Annotated in this window: 23 protein-coding genes; 8 read left to right on the plus strand and 15 right to left on the minus strand. The window is 34.2% G+C overall.

The annotated features are described in order from the left end of the window. Nucleotides 1-168: 168 nt before the first annotated feature. On the plus strand, nt 169-765 hold the full coding sequence (locus DS031_RS11905) for an HTH-type transcriptional regulator Hpr (protein WP_113806305.1): 597 nt from the start codon (nt 169-171) through the stop codon (nt 763-765). A gap of 11 nt (nt 766-776) precedes the next feature. On the opposite strand, the gene DS031_RS11910 is transcribed toward DS031_RS11905, so the two are convergent. After that, nucleotides 777-1,136 (minus strand): DUF1878 family protein, encoded by a 360-nt coding sequence (locus DS031_RS11910; RefSeq protein WP_181833128.1) that lies wholly within the window; start codon nt 1,134-1,136, stop codon nt 777-779. A gap of 368 nt (nt 1,137-1,504) precedes the next feature. Here DS031_RS11910 and DS031_RS11915 point away from each other — a divergent pair, with 368 nt between their 5' ends. Further along, complete coding sequence (locus DS031_RS11915; protein WP_113806307.1) at nt 1,505-2,053, plus strand: DUF3267 domain-containing protein; 549 nt, start codon at nt 1,505-1,507, stop codon at nt 2,051-2,053. 119 nt (nt 2,054-2,172) lie between these two features. Here the strand turns inward: DS031_RS11915 and DS031_RS11920 are convergent, their stop codons facing one another. After that, complete coding sequence (locus DS031_RS11920; protein WP_181833129.1) at nt 2,173-2,775, minus strand: YpmS family protein; 603 nt, start codon at nt 2,773-2,775, stop codon at nt 2,173-2,175. A 128-nt stretch (nt 2,776-2,903) separates the two neighbouring features. Between DS031_RS11920 and DS031_RS11925 the strand changes: the two genes are divergently transcribed. Beyond that, nucleotides 2,904-3,092 (plus strand): hypothetical protein, encoded by a 189-nt coding sequence (locus tag DS031_RS11925; protein WP_113806309.1) that lies wholly within the window; start codon nt 2,904-2,906, stop codon nt 3,090-3,092. A 74-nt stretch (nt 3,093-3,166) separates the two neighbouring features. On the opposite strand, the gene DS031_RS11930 is transcribed toward DS031_RS11925, so the two are convergent. The 3 genes from DS031_RS11930 to DS031_RS11940 form a co-directional block, all read right to left on the minus strand. Then, a complete protein-coding gene (locus DS031_RS11930; protein WP_113806310.1) occupies nt 3,167-3,253 on the minus strand; it encodes a YjcZ family sporulation protein in 87 nt (28 codons plus the stop codon). A gap of 62 nt (nt 3,254-3,315) precedes the next feature. After that, the gene (locus tag DS031_RS11935; RefSeq protein ID WP_113806311.1) at nt 3,316-3,405 is read right to left on the minus strand and encodes a YjcZ family sporulation protein; all 90 of its coding nucleotides are present in this window, start codon (nt 3,403-3,405) and stop codon (nt 3,316-3,318) included. Nucleotides 3,406-3,496: 91 nt separating this feature from the next. Beyond that, nucleotides 3,497-3,583: a YjcZ family sporulation protein gene (locus tag DS031_RS11940; protein WP_113806312.1), complete on the minus strand. Its 87-nt coding sequence runs from the start codon at nt 3,581-3,583 to the stop codon at nt 3,497-3,499. A gap of 226 nt (nt 3,584-3,809) precedes the next feature. On the opposite strand from DS031_RS11940, the gene DS031_RS11945 reads away from it, so the two are divergent. Further along, nucleotides 3,810-4,697, plus strand: a complete 888-nt coding sequence (locus tag DS031_RS11945) for a peptidylprolyl isomerase (protein ID WP_113806313.1) — start codon at nt 3,810-3,812, stop codon at nt 4,695-4,697. A 42-nt stretch (nt 4,698-4,739) separates the two neighbouring features. Here the strand turns inward: DS031_RS11945 and DS031_RS11950 are convergent, their stop codons facing one another. The 10 genes from DS031_RS11950 to DS031_RS11995 all read right to left on the minus strand — a co-directional run bounded on the left by DS031_RS11950 (nt 4,740) and on the right by DS031_RS11995 (nt 14,036). Beyond that, nucleotides 4,740-5,015 carry a sporulation YhaL family protein gene (locus tag DS031_RS11950; protein ID WP_281269120.1) on the minus strand — a complete coding sequence of 92 codons (276 nt, stop codon included), beginning with the start codon at nt 5,013-5,015 and terminating at the stop codon, nt 4,740-4,742. A gap of 115 nt (nt 5,016-5,130) precedes the next feature. Beyond that, on the minus strand, nt 5,131-5,568 hold the full coding sequence (locus DS031_RS11955; RefSeq protein ID WP_113806314.1) for a GNAT family N-acetyltransferase: 438 nt from the start codon (nt 5,566-5,568) through the stop codon (nt 5,131-5,133). A gap of 35 nt (nt 5,569-5,603) precedes the next feature. Next, nucleotides 5,604-6,809 (minus strand): MFS transporter, encoded by a 1,206-nt coding sequence (locus DS031_RS11960; RefSeq protein WP_245947374.1) that lies wholly within the window; start codon nt 6,807-6,809, stop codon nt 5,604-5,606. A 65-nt stretch (nt 6,810-6,874) separates the two neighbouring features. Further along, nucleotides 6,875-8,218 carry a sensor histidine kinase gene (locus tag DS031_RS11965; protein WP_113806315.1) on the minus strand — a complete coding sequence of 448 codons (1,344 nt, stop codon included), beginning with the start codon at nt 8,216-8,218 and terminating at the stop codon, nt 6,875-6,877. Then, nucleotides 8,215-8,877 (minus strand): response regulator transcription factor, encoded by a 663-nt coding sequence (locus tag DS031_RS11970; RefSeq protein ID WP_113806316.1) that lies wholly within the window; start codon nt 8,875-8,877, stop codon nt 8,215-8,217. The genes DS031_RS11965 and DS031_RS11970 overlap by 4 nt, the downstream gene beginning before the upstream one ends. A 138-nt stretch (nt 8,878-9,015) precedes the next feature. After that, the gene (locus DS031_RS11975; RefSeq protein ID WP_113806317.1) at nt 9,016-10,269 is read right to left on the minus strand and encodes an ABC transporter permease; all 1,254 of its coding nucleotides are present in this window, start codon (nt 10,267-10,269) and stop codon (nt 9,016-9,018) included. Continuing rightward, entirely contained in the window at nt 10,262-11,161 is a 900-nt protein-coding gene (locus tag DS031_RS11980; RefSeq protein WP_113806368.1) for an ABC transporter ATP-binding protein, read from the minus strand. The genes DS031_RS11975 and DS031_RS11980 overlap by 8 nt, the downstream gene beginning before the upstream one ends. 162 nt (nt 11,162-11,323) lie before the next feature. Beyond that, the gene (locus tag DS031_RS11985; RefSeq protein WP_113806318.1) at nt 11,324-12,169 is read right to left on the minus strand and encodes an HAD family hydrolase; all 846 of its coding nucleotides are present in this window, start codon (nt 12,167-12,169) and stop codon (nt 11,324-11,326) included. Nucleotides 12,170-12,425: 256 nt separating this feature from the next. After that, nucleotides 12,426-12,782, minus strand: coding sequence for a YlbF/YmcA family competence regulator (locus tag DS031_RS11990; RefSeq protein ID WP_113806319.1), 357 nt, complete (start codon nt 12,780-12,782; stop codon nt 12,426-12,428). 117 nt (nt 12,783-12,899) lie between these two features. Next, nucleotides 12,900-14,036 (minus strand): DUF445 domain-containing protein, encoded by a 1,137-nt coding sequence (locus tag DS031_RS11995; protein WP_113806320.1) that lies wholly within the window; start codon nt 14,034-14,036, stop codon nt 12,900-12,902. 142 nt (nt 14,037-14,178) lie between these two features. Here DS031_RS11995 and DS031_RS12000 point away from each other — a divergent pair, with 142 nt between their 5' ends. Genes DS031_RS12000 through DS031_RS12015 form a run of 4 tightly spaced genes read left to right on the plus strand, consistent with a single transcriptional unit; the run spans nt 14,179 to nt 19,168 of the window. Continuing rightward, nucleotides 14,179-15,531, plus strand: a complete 1,353-nt coding sequence (locus DS031_RS12000) for a YheC/YheD family endospore coat-associated protein (RefSeq protein WP_113806321.1) — start codon at nt 14,179-14,181, stop codon at nt 15,529-15,531. Nucleotides 15,532-15,546: 15 nt separating this feature from the next. Continuing rightward, nucleotides 15,547-16,614: a YheC/YheD family endospore coat-associated protein gene (locus DS031_RS12005; RefSeq protein ID WP_113806322.1), complete on the plus strand. Its 1,068-nt coding sequence runs from the start codon at nt 15,547-15,549 to the stop codon at nt 16,612-16,614. A 5-nt stretch (nt 16,615-16,619) separates the two neighbouring features. Then, nucleotides 16,620-18,002 carry a YheC/YheD family endospore coat-associated protein gene (locus tag DS031_RS12010; RefSeq protein WP_181833130.1) on the plus strand — a complete coding sequence of 461 codons (1,383 nt, stop codon included), beginning with the start codon at nt 16,620-16,622 and terminating at the stop codon, nt 18,000-18,002. After that, entirely contained in the window at nt 17,999-19,168 is a 1,170-nt protein-coding gene (locus tag DS031_RS12015) for a YheC/YheD family endospore coat-associated protein (protein ID WP_113806324.1), read from the plus strand. Before DS031_RS12010 ends, DS031_RS12015 begins: the two co-directional genes overlap by 4 nt. Nucleotides 19,169-19,192: the final 24 nt, after the last annotated feature.

Here is a 19,192-nt window from a genome sequence, read left to right on the forward strand (position 1 = left end):
ACTATATAAGAAAACTTCTGCTGATACCGTTTACAACTCAATAATAATAAAGGATGGGCTTTTTTTCTATTTTCTAAAATAAAATAATATTTTGAAAAACTAGAAAACAGTCTTTATTCTTTAGTGATTTACTGGCATAATAGGTATAAGAATTTGGGGGGGGCTTATATGAAAGAAGAGCAAAGCTATTCATTAAAAGAAGCGATGATCTTTAGTCACAAAGTCGGGCAGTTAAGTAAAGCATTGTGGAAAGTAGTGGAGAAGGATTGGCAAACTTGGATTAAACCTTATGGTTTGAACATCAATGAACACCATATTCTCTGGATCTCCTATTACTTAGAAGGAGCATCGATCTCAGATATTTCAAAATTTGGTGTTATGCATGTTTCAACCGCCTTTAATTTTTCAAAGAAACTCGAAGAACGGGGATACTTAAAATTCTCGAAGAAGGAAAATGATAAACGTAACACGTATGTCTTTTTAACAGAGAAAGGCAAGGAACTATTGTTAAACACATTGGAAAGTTATCAACCTTCCAATGACGGTGTATTGAATGGTTCATTGCCGCTTCGTAATTTATATGGTAAATTTCCTGAATTTACTGAATTAATGTGTGTAGTTCGTGAAATTTATGGGGATGATTTCACAAGTATCTTTGAAAAATCGTTTCAGAAAATTGAAGATGACTATAAAACAAATGATTTTTTAATTGATTCAGTTTTAGAAAAAGAAGAATTTGAAAAAAAAGAAGTATCTTCTAAGTAAATAATCTCAATTTAATCCGAATAGTTTGGAACTAATTTTTTTAATTCAACCATCAAAGTACGATAATACCCTTGGTAATATAGTGCTTCGATGGTTTCTTTTGGTTCTAATTTTATATTCAGCATTCCTACAAAGTGTATTAATAATGGAAGGTATGAAACAAAGCCTTCCTCTTTCATTTCTTCATAACCTTTATTTACTTCTTCACAAAGTGAAAGTACCTCTTTCATTTCTTCTTCTACCAACCCTCTTTCAATAACAAGAGAATAAAAAGGGTACTTCCTTCGATCAACCATTTTCAATAAAAGTTCCTGTTGAAATTGTACTTGTTTGAAACGTTCATTTATAAATTCCATGACTTTCTTTCTCACGCTCCATCCATTTCCTCTATCCTACACTTTCCATTTTAAACGAAAAAAACCTTTTTAAAAGCCTGAATTTCTCAAATTTTTTTAATTTATACAGATTTACGATAAAAATTCGACATTAAAATAACCTATATCAATATTAATATTTTTTATATAATCACAGAAAAAACCTTTATATAAACACTCTTATTTCCTGCTGTAAATGACATGAAATTGCCCACAAAAAATCAAGTGAAATTAATCGACTTTTTTCTTCAAAAAAAACGGTTGATTTTGCATTTAAAAAGGCGTAAAGTATACGAGTAGTTTCTGTTAACGGAAATAAATTTTGAAGGAATTATACTATTTCCTCTTAAAGAGGGTGATACTTAATGAACTGTTGGAAATCTGTCAATATTATTAAAGAGTATGGTACAGAAAGAATAATCTTCTTATCATTGTTCGGCGTTCTTTCTTTCTTTACTGTTTTCTATTTAACATACAGTATGCTGTATCCTTCTGCTCACTTAGCAGATCAAGGACTCTTCTTTTTATTTGTCCTTTTATTAATTATTGTTCCATTTCATAAACTCATGCATTGTGTACCATTGTGGATAATGGGTAAAAAGGCAAAATTAAAGATAAAGTTTGGACTTGAAATGTATCGTCCAACAATGGCTTGCTGTATCCCATGTCCATTATCACGTAATTTAACAATTATTGTCGTGTTATTTCCTTTTATCTCAATTACTCTTTTAGCATGTATTGGAGCTTTTTTAATTCCTGCTTATATGCATTATTTTGCAATTTTTTCAGCGATTAATTTTGGTTATAGTATTATTGACTTTATCTATGCTTTAAAGTTATATAAAGCGCCTAAACATTCTTTTATTGAAGATCATGAAGAGGGCTTTGATATTTTAATAAAAAGTATGTTATAAAGTAAAAAAGCATTCAAGCGGCACTTGAATGCTTTTTTACTTTTTAAAACTCTCTAATACGTTATGATTGAATTAACGAATTGGCTAGGTCATAATAAACGTTATAGACAAACAATAAATTAGTTGGTAGTATTTTCAGTTGAATAGTATACTTCAAATACGATGTGATCATTTTTTAAGTCAATGTGTTTAGCTTTTATGCTCATATTTTCTTTAAACTCTAATTCTGTCAGTGCCACATATACACTTTCCTTTTTTGGCTGTACAATGACCCATTCTGGCAGTGAGGCACTTTTTTGTAAAAAACGCAGCACTTCATCACTCGGAACTTTTAAAAAACCAATTTGAAATGATTTTTGTTTTAAAAGAAGATCTCCGTTTTCCTGCACTTCAGGATCAAGCAGCATAGAGAAATCAAGTTCACGATTAAAAACGGTAAGACTTCCTTGAAAAATAACATGATCTTTTAAAAGAACTGTATAACGAATTGGCTGCTCTTTATTATTCATAGGTTCTAGCTGTTCATCAATTAGCTGATTTAAATTTGCTTTTTTCGCTTGAATGGTAAATATCGGATTACCTACTAGACTGTTCTTATTTTGAGATAGTTCTATTTCTTCCAGATCTGGAAGATGCATATTAATTAATAACAAGATGCTGGTCACAGCAGCAATAATAACTGCAAGCAGCGAAAAAAATGCGATTTTCCAAAAGTTTTTCATGCTCACCCACCCTATTTTACTAGCAACATTATATGTTTTAGTTATACAATATTTCATAATATGTGTACAACTATACCATTCGTTCAAACTCTTCAATAGTTGTACTTCTTTTTATAGGAGGTAAAATAATGATTTTTTATTTGAGCTTTTTTATTCTTTTCGCCCTCTTTATATTATTTGTTTTTAATACATTAACAAATGCACTCTGTTTACAAAAGAACATCCCTGAGGAACGCCAGCCAAAAGTTTTTCGAACAATTAATGTTTTAATTACTATTTTGCTTATCTCTTCGTTTGTAGAAGTATTATTCACTTAATATGTACAGCAAAAAGCAGGATAAATTTATCCTGCTTTTTATATATTCTGTAATGGAAAAAGTTCTAATTAAGCTTATACCCAAGATGCTCCGATAATAATTAATAAAATAAACAATACAACGATTAACGCAAAGCCTTTTCCATAGCCGTAATGAGCCATAGATAACTCCTCCTTTTTATTAAAAAGAGGGAAAAGGCATCCCTCTCTACTTTATCGAAACCTTACAGCCAAGCAGCACCTACGATGATTAGTAGGATAAACAATACAACGATTAACGCAAAACCTTTTCCGTAGCCATATCCGTGACTCATACAAACACCTCCTTGTGTGTAATTACTTTATTCTATGCATCTGTTCTTAGACTGGATAGGCTGTTACCTATTCAAGTCCTTTCAATTTTTATTAGCAGAATGCTGCACCTACAATAATTAATAAAATAAACAGCACAACAATTAACGCAAAGCCTTTTCCATAACCATCATGACTCATTTAAAACCCTCCTTTATGCGTTTTCACTATATACTATAAATTCTTGGATCGTTTTGTTTAGACTGATGTCCAAGTTTTTAAAAATTCCTTTATTTTCACAAGATAAATATGTAATTTTTCTCATAATTGTAAAGAGAATTATGCTTTTCTCTTTTTTCTATGTTATAGTAATTATGGTGTAAACAAGCTTACCCAAAATAACTTAATCATATAGGAGTGTTTGTTAATGAAGAAGTTGGTGCTTTCTCTTGCTGCTTCTGTATCTATTTTAGCGCTGGCTGCATGTAATGGAAGTGAATCAGAAGTCATTGTTGAAACAGAAGCTGGAAACATTACAAAAGAAGAATTTTATGAAGAATTAAAAACTCGTTATGGTAACGAGGTTATTAAAGAGTTAGTTGATAATAAAATTCTTACAGAAAATTTTGAAGTAGCAGATGAAGAATTAAATAAAGAACTTGATAAAATTAAAGAATCTTTTTCATCTGATGAAGAATTTGAACAAACATTACAAGCATATGGATATGAAAGTGTTGATGTGTTTAAAGATGAATTACGCAAACAGCTGCTTACCGTAAAAGCTGCCACTAAAGATGTTGAAGTAACAGATGAGAAGCTTAAAGCTTATTATGAAGAAAACAAAGATACTTTTACGGATGTAAAAGCACGTCATATTCTTGTTGAAGATGAAGAGACAGCAAAAGAAGTAAAGCAAAAGCTAGCTGACGGTGGTGACTTTGCGAAACTTGCGGAAGAATACTCACAAGATCCTGGCTCTGCAGCAAATGGTGGAGACTTAGGACAAATTCAACCAGGGCAAATGGTACAAGAATTTGAAGAAGCTGCTTTCTCGTTGAAAAAAGGAGAAATTAGCGATCCTATAGAGTCCCAGTATGGTTTCCATATCATTGAAGTAACAGAACGTACTGAAAAGTCTTTTGATGAAGCGAAAGATGATGTGAAAGATCGTTATCTCCAGGAAAATGCTGCACCAATTGACCAAGTAATGAATCAACTTTATAAAGATGCAAACATTAAAGCAAAAGACGACCAATTTAAAGATCTCTTTAAAGTAGAAGAAGCTGAGGAATCTAAAGAGGAAACAGAAGAATAAAAATAACAGCAGTAAACAATAAAGGACACGAATTCGTGTCCTTTATTGTTTATTTGAAGAACTTGTACGACGCTTTTTCTCATCTTCCATTCTTCTAATGTATATGTTCCCTTCCTGTTCAATAAATTGTTGATCCACTTTCTTCTCTTCTACAGTTTCTAAAATTACTTTATAACCACTAAAAATAATTCCCGCTAACACAAAATAAATCCACCACGGCAGTGAAGCAGCAAACTCTCCTACTGCTCCTAACCATTCTGAAAATCTTACAGCAATATAAATAATAAAAGCACCAAGGACTAACATCATTCCGCGCATGTTTATATTCCCCCATTTCTCTAATGAAAGACAAGCCTTGTTGCTTCTAAGTTATGACGATTAAAAGGAGAATATGCCTCGGATAGTACTTGAAAATAAGCACATAACCTATTTTTTATTTTTGCCCGTACACATAAACGCTTTTATCTTTTTCCTGATTTTCCAGTTCAAATCCTTGTTTTTCAAAAAACAGATTTGCTTCACTTAACGTTGTTGAAAAAGAAATTTTTATCACAGGATTTTCCTCAAGTGATAAACAAAAACCTTTTAATTTTTCGACAGCTTTGCTTCCAAGCCCTTGACCTTGATACTTTGGTTTTATGTAAAAAACTTGAATAAAAAAAACCTTTTCAGCTGCACTATATTGAAGCAAACAAAAGCCTAAATATTTTCCGTTATCAATAAAACCAATAGGATAATAATCCTCAACTTTTTCCCAATACAGCTCAACGTTTTGATAAACATCATCTTCTAATGACAATTCTTTAACTATGTGGTTTAGATCGGCACGAACATTCTCTTTATTGTTTTCATCTAAAATAATCGCAAACACCTGTCAGCTCTCCTTTCTTTTCTAAAAATTGCTTATTAAAATTGTACAACTTCTTTTTTTGGATGTTTAGAAATCCATCGTTTTGTTGCAATAAATCCTATCACCATCACAAAAGCACCCAACAAATAGGGAATGTGAATGTTCACTTCAAATAATGCTCCTGCAGCTAATGGACCTATCACATTGCCTAGACTCATAAACGAGTTATTAAGTCCCATGATCATGCCTTGTCGGTTTCCAGCAAGCTTTGAAATTAAAGCATTTACAGAAGGGCGTAAAAGAGAATTTCCTAAAAAGAAGGTACAAGTAGTAAGTAAAATTGTTATAAAATCAAAAGCTAACGTCATAATAATAAAGCCAAAAGCACTTAATAATAAAGCACCTGTTACAACACGCTCTTCTCCAAACTTACTTGTTAACCTGCCAACAAGCGCCCCTTGAGCAGCTGTTCCAACAAGCCCGACAATTGTAATAATAACGCCTACTTGTGAAGGAGAATAGCCAAATTTACGAAGGGCATAAAACCCAAAGATTGACTGAAAGTTAGCTAATCCAAAGCTTAAAATTAAGACAAGAATTAACAAGAATCCTACAGGACTTTTCAGGGCACGAGCAATTTGGATAAACTGATTTTCACGTTCATCCAAATGAATGCGATGCTCTTTTAAAAGCGACTCCTTTAAAGCAAATAAAGCAACTAATCCACCTAATAGACCTGCACAACCTGCAGTAAAAAATGGTAATGATAGTGAATATTCTGCTAACCAACCGCCTAATGCAGGACCTATTACAAAGCCTAACCCCATCGCCGCTCCCATTATGCCCATACCTTGTCCCCGTTTTTCATTTGGTGTAATATCTGCTATATAAGCCATGGCGGTTGGCAGTAAAGCTGAACCAAAGATTCCAGCAAGCATTCTCGATAAAAATAACATCCAAATTCCTGAAGCAGACGCAAAAATAAACTCAGCAATGGCAAAACCAAACATTCCAACTGCAACCATTGGTTTTCTTCCATATTTATCAGATAACCTACCCCACAACGGTGCAAATAAAAATTGCATAAACGCATAACTTGCTATTAGCATACCAAGCACTTTTCCATCAGCATCAAATGATTGAACATAATAAGGTAAAATCGGGACAACTAACCCAATACCTGTCATTACAATAAATAAATTAACCATTAGCACAACAAGCGGCCCGCGATACTTATTTGAAATTTTTTTCTCATTTTTCACTTTTCTCACCTCCCTTACCGTTTATTCTCAGCAGCTGCGGACAAACCATCTTGTTCGTCCTCTCTTTAATCATTTGAAAATGTAATTGTAAAACATACACCACTCTCCATATTCCGCACCTCTACCTTACCATTGTGCAGCTCTGCAATTCGCTTTACAATTGCCAGTCCTAAGCCAAATTGACCTTTATTTCCTTTTTGAAATGGTGTAAACAATCGTTCCAAGTCTTCTTCAGGAATTTTCTCCCCATTATTTTGTACAGAAATCACAAGTTGTCCTTCCGCCTGTGTAGCAGAAATAATAATTTCATCTTCTGCATATCGAATTGCATTTTGGATTAGATTTTCAAGTAAAATTTGCCACTGCTCATAATCACCTTTAAATGCCGCATTCTCTCCTCTAACATAAAATGAAAGATCATCTCGATGATACTGAAAACGTTCAATTATTTCATCTGTTAATTCATAAAAATGAAGCGTTTCCCACTTGGGTTCCTCTTCTTTTAATGCATCTAATTTCGTAAAATAGAGCATATCTTTCACTCTTTTTTCCATACGATTTGCTTCACTAATAATAACTTCCATTGTTTCATTCATCGTTTTTTTCGGCAAAATACCATCTTGAATGGACTGAGCATAGCTTTGAATAATCATAATTGGCGTTTTTAACTCATGGGAAGCATGTTGGATAAACGTCTTTTGGGATTGATCATAGCGCATTAAATTTTGACGCATCGCCTCAAATTGATGAGATAATACTTCAAACTCTTTATCCCCTTCCCATAGAAATGGTTCCTGCCAATTTCGTTTTGAAATTTGCTCAAATCGTTTTCCTAAAATTGCAAGAGGATGACGTAAATAAAGAGACAGCCAAATTGCCGGAATTAAACTTACAAAAATAGCAATTAATAAGATCAAAAGAAGTCTTTGCCATAACCGCTGTACCATTTGATCGCGATATGTATCCCACATATATGAAACTAAATAGAGACGATCACTGCCAACCTCAACATTTCGAATTACATACAATAACGTTGCTTCATCATAAGTAAGTTCATAGCGTACAACTTCTCTTTTCTGCTTAAATGCATGGTTTCCCATTTCTTGCAGCACTTTATCAGGAATCGGGTCTCCTTCTACTTGTCTATACTGATTAACAATCAGCAGGTGACCGACAGAACGAGCAGCATCACGGCGTTCAATAAAATCTTTTTCACTTTGATATGGAAGAAGTTCTTCAAGATATGGTGTCATGTAAAGCTGTTGTTCCTGCTCAATAATTTGATAAGACTCTTCTGTTAAGGTTCCTTTAATAGAAAGGGGATAAATAATGGCAATTAACAAACCAACAAAAACAATTAACAATATAAACGAAAGCCAAATTCTTTTTGTTAAATTTCCCTGCTTCATGATGAAACAATCCGATAACCGTAACCATAAAGGGTTTCTAAATTTAAGCGCGGCATTTTTTTACGAATACGCCGGACAACGTCATCAACTGCTCTAGTGGATCCAACATAATCTCTGCCCCAAACTTGATATAAAATATCTTCTCTTGCTAATGTTTGATTTAACTGTTCAACAAGAAGAAGGACAACATCAAGCTCTTTTGTTGTTAGCTCAATACTTTCATTCCCATTAAAGATTTTCCGATTATGAGAATCAATTAAATAACCGGATACTTCCATTTTTTTCGCTATCACCTGTTCATATACTCTGTTGAGTAGCTTTTTAGCTCGAATAATAAGTTCCCTTGGTAAAAATGGTTTTGCTAAATAATCATCGCTCCCAAGTTCTAAGCCAATGATTCGATCAAGATCTTGATCGCGGGCCGAAATAAAAATAACGGGAGTATCACCGTCCATTTTTATTTTTTTTAATACTTCATAGCCATCAATTCCAGGAAGCATAATATCTAACACCCACAGGTGGCAAGATTGATTCACCGCTTTCATTGCAGATTCTCCGTCATGAAAAACAGTAACGGTCCATCCTTCTTTTTCCATGTAAACTTTTAATACTTCAGCTAAATTTTCTTCATCTTCAACTAGATGAACATGATAATCCATTTTTTGTTTAACCTCCTGTACAAAAAAGCAATTAATTTTATTTTATCTTAATTACAGAATAATTTCTTCTATGAGCGTTAAGGATTATGGTCTATGAAGAAAAGGCTCTGCCAATTCTTTGACAGAGCCCTTTCTTGGTTATTCTCTTTTGGCCAGCAGCAGCGCTCTTTTTATATCTTTTAATGAAGCACTTTTCCCATATAAAAGCACACCTCCTCGATAAATCTTCGCTCCAATTATTCCTAATAAAACAATTGTTAGTATTAACAGTCCAATACTTAAACCTATCTCCCAACTAGAAATATTTAACATTCCAATACGTAAAAACATAATCATCGGTGTAAAGAATGGAATAAATGATGTGATCGTAATTATCGGTGAATTAGGGTTTCCAAGACCAAACATTGCAATAATAAAGGCCGCGACAACAATCATCGTTACAGGAGAAACTAACTGATTTACTTCTTCCACACGAGTAACGAGAGAACCGAGCATAGCAAATAGAGTCGCAAATAATAAATACCCTAACAGAAAGAAAACAACGGCATAAACAATCACTAAAACTGGAAGTTCATCAAAGTTTAAAAATATTAAAAAATCACTGCTTTCACTTTCCTTTCTTAAAACGCTCTGCACCGCTAAAAATCCACCTAATAAAATGAGCAGATACTGTGTTAATCCAACTAAAGCCACTCCAAAAATCTTTCCAAACATTTGTTTAACAGGAGAAACACTCGAAATTAAAATTTCCATCACACGAGATGATTTTTCAGTTGCTACCTCTGTTGCAATCATTGTCCCGTAAAACATAACTGAAATATAAAGCAGAAATAATAAAATATACACAACTACACGAGCTTGATCTAACTCTTCTTCTGTTTTTGCTCCTTTTTGAAGAGCTTCCGCTTTAAACGAAACAGGCTCATAAATTTTAGCTAAGGCTGCAGAATCTAGACCAAGTTGATGCGTAACAAGCATTGCTTTAACCTGCTGTAAAGCTTGTTCAAGTTCAGAAACAGCTGTTTGTTCTGCAACGATAGACGATTTATAAGTCCCTTTTGGAAGCCCGTCTTCTGAATAGGATAAAATAAAATAACCTTTATACACCTCCTTTTCGACTTCTTCTTTTGCTTCTGCTTCACTTTTTTTATAGTCTACTAACTCTAAATTTTCATTTGTTTTAAGCTGTTCACGAAGAGGCTCGAATAGTTCGTTCGTTTGATCAAGCACTGCAATTTTATCTTGTTTATTATCATCAAATGTATTAATAATTGTCGGCAAATTGACAACTCCAAACAAAAACAAAATTGTAATCAGTGTTGTAATAATAAACGATTTCATTTTAATACGGGTTATATATGTATGAAACAGCACTGTTAAAAATTTATTCATAGGAAGTCCCTACCTTTTCAATAAAAATATCATTTAAGGACGGCTCTTCAATTTCAAATTTTCGCACAAATCCTTTACCTTGAATGTGCTTAAATATTTCTTGGGCCACAGCTTCTTCTGCAATTTGCAAACGAACACCTTCAGCTAACCGCTGAAAACGTGTAACACCGTTTATATCTTTTAAAAAGGTTAAGTCAAACTCCCCGTTTACATTTAAATTCTTTTTTCCAAAAGAACGTTTAATTTCAGCAAGAGATCCGTAAAGAACGGTTTTTCCTTTTTGTAAAATACAAAGCTGTTCACAAAGCTCTTCTACATGTTCCATACGGTGACTTGAAAATAAGATTGTTGTTCCTCGTTCCTTCAAATCTATTACCGCTTCTTTTAATATTTCTACATTAATAGGATCTAAGCCGCTGAATGGCTCATCTAAAATGAGAAGCTGCGGTCGATGAATAACAGAGGCAATAAATTGAATTTTTTGTTGATTTCCCTTTGATAATTCTTCAATTTTTTTATTTGCATATTCCGGCACTTTAAATCGTTCTAACCAGTATTTCATTTCCTTTATCACATCATTTTTTTTCATTCCTCTTAAACGTCCTAAATAAACAAGCTGATCTTTCACTTTTAGCTTTGGGTAGAGCCCTCTTTCTTCTGGTAAATAACCGATGACATGACTTTTTGAATAGCTAATTTTTTCATCGTTCCAAAGAATCTCTCCATCTGTTTGATCAATCAATCCTAAAATCATTCGAAATGTCGTAGTTTTACCTGCTCCATTTCCTCCTAACAATCCAAATATTTGCTGCTCTGTGATTGTAATGTTTAAATGGTCTACTGCTGTAAAATCTCCAAACTTTTTTGTTACACTTTTTAACTCTAATGCCACCATTAACTCCTCCCTTCTTCCTCTCTCTAATAAACGATTGAGATAGCTAAAAGTTTCAAAAAACAGCAAAAACATCTGTTATTTTATCCCTAAAAAGAGGACAACCCCTTCATTAAACAAACGTTTGATGAAGGAAAATTAAAATAAGAGCCAGGCGAAAAATCACCTGGCTCTTATTTGTACACGAAGCTGCTTGCGAAATACTTCTTTTATCATATAAGAAACACCATATTGGTCGTTTGAACGCGTTACCCACTTTGCAGCTTTTTTAACTTCAGGATGAGCGTTCCCCATAGCGACACCTAACCCTACTTGCTCAATCATATCTTTGTCATGAAGAGATTCACCAACAGCTACCATTTCATTTAGGGAAATACCGAGTTCCTCTCCTAAAAGCCGCAGTCCTCTTATTTTTGAGACATTTCCCTCAAAAATCTCTAAGTGAACATCTTCACTATTTGATAATGTAAGATGCTTAATAACAGCAGCTAATTCACGCTTAGCCGCTTCCTGTTCCTCACTATTTTTAAAGTACACATCCATTTTTGAAGCGGCAATCGGAGTTTCCCTTAAATGTTCAGTTAAAGAGTCTACAAACGTAACTGGATAAAAAAGAGGATCACCTAATGTCATTTTGGCAATAAGACCGTTTTGCTGCCGAACACGATTGCCAACAGAAAAACGTTCATGTTGAATTCGAATGTGACAATCATATTTATCAAGTATGGATGTAATTTCATATACTTTATCAGAAGACATCCGTTTTTCATATAATGGCTCATCAAGAGAAGCTGCGGTAAAGGCTCCATTATGAGTAATGAGAGCCGTTTCAAGCTTTAATGATTTGGCAATTTTTTTTGCAGAAGTAAAATGTCTCCCTGTTACCAGCGTAACATACACACCTTTTCGCTTTACAAATTCAACCGCTTCTTTTGTTTGTCGATCAAGTCGTTGATTTGAGCGAAGCAGTGTCCCACCCACATCTAACGCTAATAATTTATAAACCATCATTGCCCCTCCTTTCTATCACTATTTTTATGACTATTAAACTAAATTAGAACGTTTCAATGGATAAGAAAAGCGGAAGCGCCTTGTTTACCCCCAAGCAAACGAATGTTCTTACGATGAAAAGATGCTTTTTACCTTTACGTCGTAAGAACATTTGACTCGAGGAGGTAGGAGCTGAAGATAGACAGAAAATTAATACTTTCATATCAAACATAAAAAAACGCATTATCCCTCTAACAAGGATAACGCGTTTTTTTTATTGCTGCTCTTCTGGGCTTCCGTAAATTTCTTCTAACGGGTTTGTAATAATCTTATTAATATCTGAAATAGCTTGGCTAAGACGTTGTTCAGCATTTAATAAATTCCCAATTGTTTCATGCTGTTGAACAAGCTGCAGCTGCTGTTGGGCTTTTTCTACTTCTTCCTCTGACAGCTGCTGACCCATCATTTGTTTTTGCTGAAGATCAATTTGCAGTTGACGAAAGCTTGCAAATAGCTTTTTTGCTACTTCATCTTGTTCTACCTCTTGATGAAGTTTTTTCAATGTTTGAAACTCCTCACTGTTACGAAGTGCTTTTTCTAACTCATATGCATGATCATATAAATTTGACATCTTTCATTCCTCCTCTTACTTTTTTGCCGCCCTTTATGCGACAGTCCTTTCCACTATAACAAATGATAGAAGGAAATGCACTTCATTAAGACAAATCGGTTAAACATTAAATTTTTTTTATAGAAATAAAAATAAAATTCCTTGGATAATACCAATCAGTCCACCAAGAAGGGCTCCTAAATACGTAATCATCTTAAACTCTCGTCTCGAAATGGAAAGAACCATTTCTTCAAGACGCTCAACCGCAAAACCTTGCACTTGTTTTTCCACCACATCAGCTAGATGAAGCTGCTTCATAAGCGGCTCAATTCGTTCAGCTAAATAATGTCCTGCCAAATCAACTCCTTTTGGTATCCAATGATCTAACAGTACAGTTTTGTAAGGAGCAAATAATTGATTAAGGGGCTTTTCAAACAATGAAAAGAGCGCTACTCTTTTTAATGCAAATTCCTGAATAGTAGAAAGAATACGTCCATGATTGATTTTATCATCAAACTCATACAAGGCTTTTTCTTTAAGCTTGTCCCATTCCTTTTCAATTAACTGTTCCAATAAATTCTTCGCTGCCGGCTGGCGCAAAAATTTAATGACTTCAGGCTGCACTTTATTTACAAGACTTTCATTGCCTAAAAACATGTTAATAATATTACCTAGTGTCCCGCGTTCTTCTAAAAATTTATCAATTAATTCCCTTAATTTCGCTTTTCCTTCTTGACTTTCAAAATAGTCAATGCCTTTTTCAGCAATATAAGCTGAAGCAAGTGGAATGCCTTTCTCAATTTTTTCATGAAGCTCACGAGGAACAATCTCACCAATTTTTTTTGTTTTTAACTCTTCTCTAAGTTTTTCATAATGGTTTTCAATCCAGGCGGTTATCAGCGATTCTAGTCTTGCTTGACCATTCTTTATCCCTAAAGATCCACTTAAAAATTCATTTAATGACTCGTCCTTAAATAAAAGACGTTCTATTTCAGTTTTTGCAAGTGTTACCATCTCCTTCTTAAACGTCGAATCATAAAGCTTCTTTTGAATTCCTTCTGCTGTTAACAAATGATCTACAACCATTTTCCCTAACTGAACCGCTAGTTCATCTCGACGCTTTGGAATTAAACCGGGTGTAAAAGGAACCCTCCACTTTCCTATGTACAATGCTTTATAGGGACGAAACAGCATTTTAATTGCTAATGAATTTGTCATTCCTCCAATTAACGCTCCAACACTTATTAATATAAGAAACGTAAAAACAATTTCCATTACTAACCATCAACCTTTTCTTTAAATTTTCACATCGTCTTTGTTCTTCACATAGTATACGATATCAGCAACTGCCTATCTAGTGTACTGTTAAAAAAGAAATCTATTGAATCATTCATTATAAATTAAACGAGGGAACGTTATGAGTACAATTAAGGTTCATATTCAACCTCTTTCTGATGAAGCATTCCAACACCCTTATCATATCCGTCTGCCATTAAAATTATGGCAGCAGTGGAATCTTCGCCCTAGGGAGTATAGGATAAAATGCGGCTTTCAAGAAAGAGCAATTGATTGTCTACCATCTAAAAGCAAAGAAATGGTTGAGATCAGCTGTACCCTAGCAAATGAACTTCATCTTCCTAATGAAACACTTGCCCTCCATCTAACCTTTGATCATACAACAAATCATTTTGAGATTGGCCCTATCATCGCTGTTCTTACAACAATGAAGACTGATCTAGACGAACCATTTGGTACTTTAACCTCATTTTATCAAGAAATGGCAAGATGTTGTATGAAAGAGCATATCCTCTTCTATTTATTTTCCTTAAAACATGTAAACAACGAGTTTATTTACGGCTATCGATGGCAGCATCATAAATGGGGTGCATCTCAATTACCTATTCCGCATGCGATTTATAATCGAATTCATTCCAGAAAGCTAGAATCTTCTTCTTCTGTTCAAGCATTTTTTCAAAATTGCGAGGAGAAAGAAATTCCCTATTTTAATAATCGTTTTTTAAATAAATGGGAAGTTCATCAAGCACTGCTTATGTACGAGGAATTAACTCCTTATTTACCAGAATCACTTCTTTATGAAAAAATAGGTGATCTTGAAAACATGATGAAAAAATATAATTCGATATTCGCCAAGCCAATTAACGGAAGTCTTGGTAAGCGGATTTTAAGGATTCAAAAAAACAATGGCTGTTATTCTGTTGATTATTCAAGCAATGGACATGAATTTCCGAATGAATTTCAAAGCTTGCATTCCTTAAAAAATGCACTTAGTCAAATCATAAAAAAACGTCATTTTTTGCTTCAGCAGGGAATTCCTTTACTTCACTTTAGAAAACGTCCTGTTGACTTTCGAATACTCTGCAATAAAAATCAACTCGGTGAATGGAAAGTAACCTCTGGTGTTGCTCGAGTTTCCCAAGAACAAAAGTTCGTATCAAACATTGCTCAAGGCGGAGAGATTTATTCAATTAATGAAGTATTAAGTGAAAAATTTAATGACCAAACAGTTAAATCCATTAAACGGCTCCTGCTCGAATTGGCCTTAGAAATTTCTAAGCGTATTGATCAGGAAATGACGGGGAGTTTTGGAGAGTTTGGAATTGATCTTACAATTGATGAAAGTGGTCAACCATGGCTGTTAGAAGTGAACAGCAAACCTTCTAAAACAACAAATGATGATCAGTCAATGACCATTCGTCCATCAGCAAAAGCGGTGATAAATTTTGCGAAATTTTTGTCACAGTTTTCTTAATAAAGGAGGTTGCGTATGCCTTCAAACTCTCTTGGAATTATCGTACTTCGTTCTGATCAGGAGAAAGCCTATTTCAATGAAATGGGTGATGCCGCAGATGAATATGGAATGAACTTATATACCTTTCTTCCTGAAGCAATTGATTTAAAAGAAAAAATAATTACAGGAAAGCGTTATGACCAATCGAAACAAACATGGATAAATGAACGATTTCCTATTCCAACTTTTATTTATGACCGCTGCTTTTATTCGACGCGCCATTTATATAAACGAAATTACCCTATTGTACAATGGCTTAAAAACGAGGCTGTTTTTCTCGGTCACGGTCTTCCAAACAAGTGGGCTGTTTACCAATCCTTAAAGAAGAGTCCATTTATTTCTTACATGCTTCCTCTAACTGTTCGTATTAAAAATCCTAAAGAAGTTGTCAATTTGTTAAATCTAAAGCATAAAATCGTGTTAAAGCCAGAAAGCGGCTCTCAAGGAAAAGGAATTTTTTTCTTTTGGTATAAAGATCGCATTCCCGTATGCCAAACCCATATAAACGGCTGTATTCAAACACATACTTTTCAAAGTCTTAAGGAATTCCAAGAATGGCTGAAAAAACGTCTTTCTAAAACAAAGTATATTGCACAAGATTTTTTATCACTTCTCAACGAAAAGCAACAACCATTCGATATTCGAATTTTAATACAAAAGAATGAAAACGGACAATGGGTTGAGCGCGGGCGCGGCTTACGGGTTGGAAAAAAAGGAAGCCTTATTTCAAATATTCATAATGGAGGCATCATTCACAAATTTGAGCACTGGTTTTATTCATTGCCTTTTTGGAAACAAGCAAAAGTGCATCAACAAATAGAAAACATTAAAACATTCGTACCATCACTTCTTGAAAAAAAATTTGGTCCATTATTTGAAGTTGGTATTGACATTGGTGTTGATGAGCAAGGTCATGTTTGGCTGTTAGAAGTAAATTCAAAGCCCGGTCATCAAGTTGTCCTGCAAACAAACCTTAAAATAAAGCCAGTCATATATCGTGCACCATTAGCTTATTGCCGCTATTTATGGAAGTTAAGGAGTTGATAAGAATGAGTATTGAAAGACCGATTCCCTTTAAAAAGGGGATAGACCAAAAAAATACGCTTTATGTGCCGAGTACTTATTTTCAAAAATGGGTAAAAAAAGGGGAGTTTCCTAACCAAATTTCGTTTGGGTCAAAAACTGTCCTATGTCAAGTTGTTCCTCATCCTGATAATAAAATAGAATGGCAGTTATCCGAAGATCTATGGCAGGTCCTCTCGATTCCTTTCGAAACTGCTATTCACGTTTTTGAAAAGGATAAGGCCCTTTACCTCGGTCCTCTTGTCGGCATTTTTTCAGCAGGATTTACCGATAATTTGCATCGCCCAATTGGGAACCGTTCCATCATGTTTTCTCAATATCTCTCGGCAGCAAAAAAACTTGGGGGCTATTTTTGTATTTTTGGCGCTCATCACATTGATTGGAAACAAGGTGTGACAAAAGGATTTTTTTATACAGAAAAAGGGTGGAAAAAATGCACCATTCCTTTACCGAATGTTATTTATGATCGTCTTCCTAATCGAAAATCTGAAAAGGCCGATCAAATTATTGAAAGTAAAGAAAAACTTAGTAAAGAATATCTTATTCCATGGTTTAATCCAAACTTTTTTGATAAATGGAACATTCATACACACTTGGAACAAGATCAAACTGTAAAACATTACTTACCCCAAACTCGTCTAGCCCCTACACTTGATGAAATAAAAACAATGCTTACGGAATATCAACAAGTTTACGTAAAACCTGCAAACGGCAGTCTTGGTATTGGCGTTCAGCAAATTATTAAATTAAAAACAGATGAGTATTACTATTGCCGTTTTCGACAAGGAAATCAAAATAAATTACGGCGTTTTAAAACATTAAAACAGCTCATTCAACAACAATTTCCGAATGGAAGCCTAGATCATATCCTTGTCCAACAGGGAATTCAGTTAATACAGCTTAATAATCGTCCTGTTGACTTTAGAGTTCATACGAATAAAAACGGAAAGGGAGAATGGAGCGTTAGTGCCATAGGAGCAAAAATAGCTGGTCCCGGCAGCGTTACAACGCATATTAATAATGGTGGAGTTATTAAATCAATGCCTGAAATTTTGCAAGAAATGAAAGAGTCAAAAGACTATTTCCAACACTTAAATGCTGCAGCTTTAGCTTTAAGTCATTCCATTGATAACAGAGTTGACGGACTTATTGGTGAAATTGGCTTTGACTTAGGGATTGATAAAAAAGGGCAGGTTTGGCTGTTTGAAGCAAATTCAAAGCCAGGAAGGAGCATTTTTGCACATCCTGATTTAAAAAGCGAGGAAATTCGTTCCCGCACTCTTCCATTTGAATATGCACTCTATTTATCACAGCTTTCATTATTAAAACCAGGAATTGTGCTTGCATGATTCAGTTAGATTACCACTTGCCTACTAAATCCTTTTACTATCGCGGAAAAAAACAATTAACATGGGGATACCATCAAGTTCCTTTACCATTTCCCCCTTCTCACTCTAACTGTATTCGTTTTTCCATGATTGAGCAAGCTGGTAAAATAGGACCTCTAGTTGGTATCTTAACAAACACTCATTCTAAAAGGCCGTTTGGGGGAAATTTAGACTATTTTCAATCCATCCAAATAAAAATGCTTGCTAAGGGCGGCCTTTCTTTTGTTTTCACCTCTGAACGAATGAAGAAAAATAGCATAATTGGTTGGATGTATGTGGATAAAAAATGGGTGGAAGCTATTTTCCCTTATCCAAATATGGTTTATAATCGTATTTCATCTCCTGCAATTGAAAATAAACCTTCTACAAAAGAAGCCTTTAAAAAATTGCAGACAGAAAAAATCCCTTACTTTAACCCGAGCTTTTTTAACAAGTGGGAGATTACTCAACTATTACAGAAAGAAACGACCTTACATCCCTTTCTTCCTGAAACAATTCTTTTTCAAACAAAGCAGCAAGCTGCAGCTTTTGTAGAAAAGCATCGACATATTTATATAAAGCCAGTATATGGAAATAAAGGGAATGGCATATTCACTTTAAAAAAGAAGAATAATCATTACACTCTTCAATCCCACCAATTCAAAAGTGACGCCCTTCCCTTTCAATCCTGTTGGAATATATTAAACCCTTACTTACAAAAAGAACCTTATATCTTGCAAAAATCTGTCAGGTTACAAACCTATAACAACTGTATTTTTGACTTTAGAGTACTTGCTCAGAAAATTAATTTAAATTGGATAATTACTGGTATTGGCATTCGCATGGCAAAAGAAAAGGGCATTACAACACATGTCCCAAAAGGTGGTACAGTGTTCCCACTAAATGCCGTTAAACCGCCGATTAACTTTCACATCGTTCACATGCTTATAAAAAACTCTGCCGCAATTCTTGAGAAAAACTATGATAACGTAAAAGAATTTTCCATGGATATTGGTCGTGATAAAGAAGGTAATTACTCGATTTTTGAAATAAATGCAAAACCGATGTCGTTTGATGAAAAGAATATTCAAGCAAAACGAATGAACAACTTAATTAACATCTTCTTTCACGAAAGCGGTTTTCAATAATTAAAGCACATTCACGAAATACTT

It is taken from the genome of Bacillus taeanensis (assembly GCF_003318295.1).
GTDB lineage: Bacteria > Bacillota > Bacilli > Bacillales > UBA6769 > Maribacillus > Maribacillus taeanensis.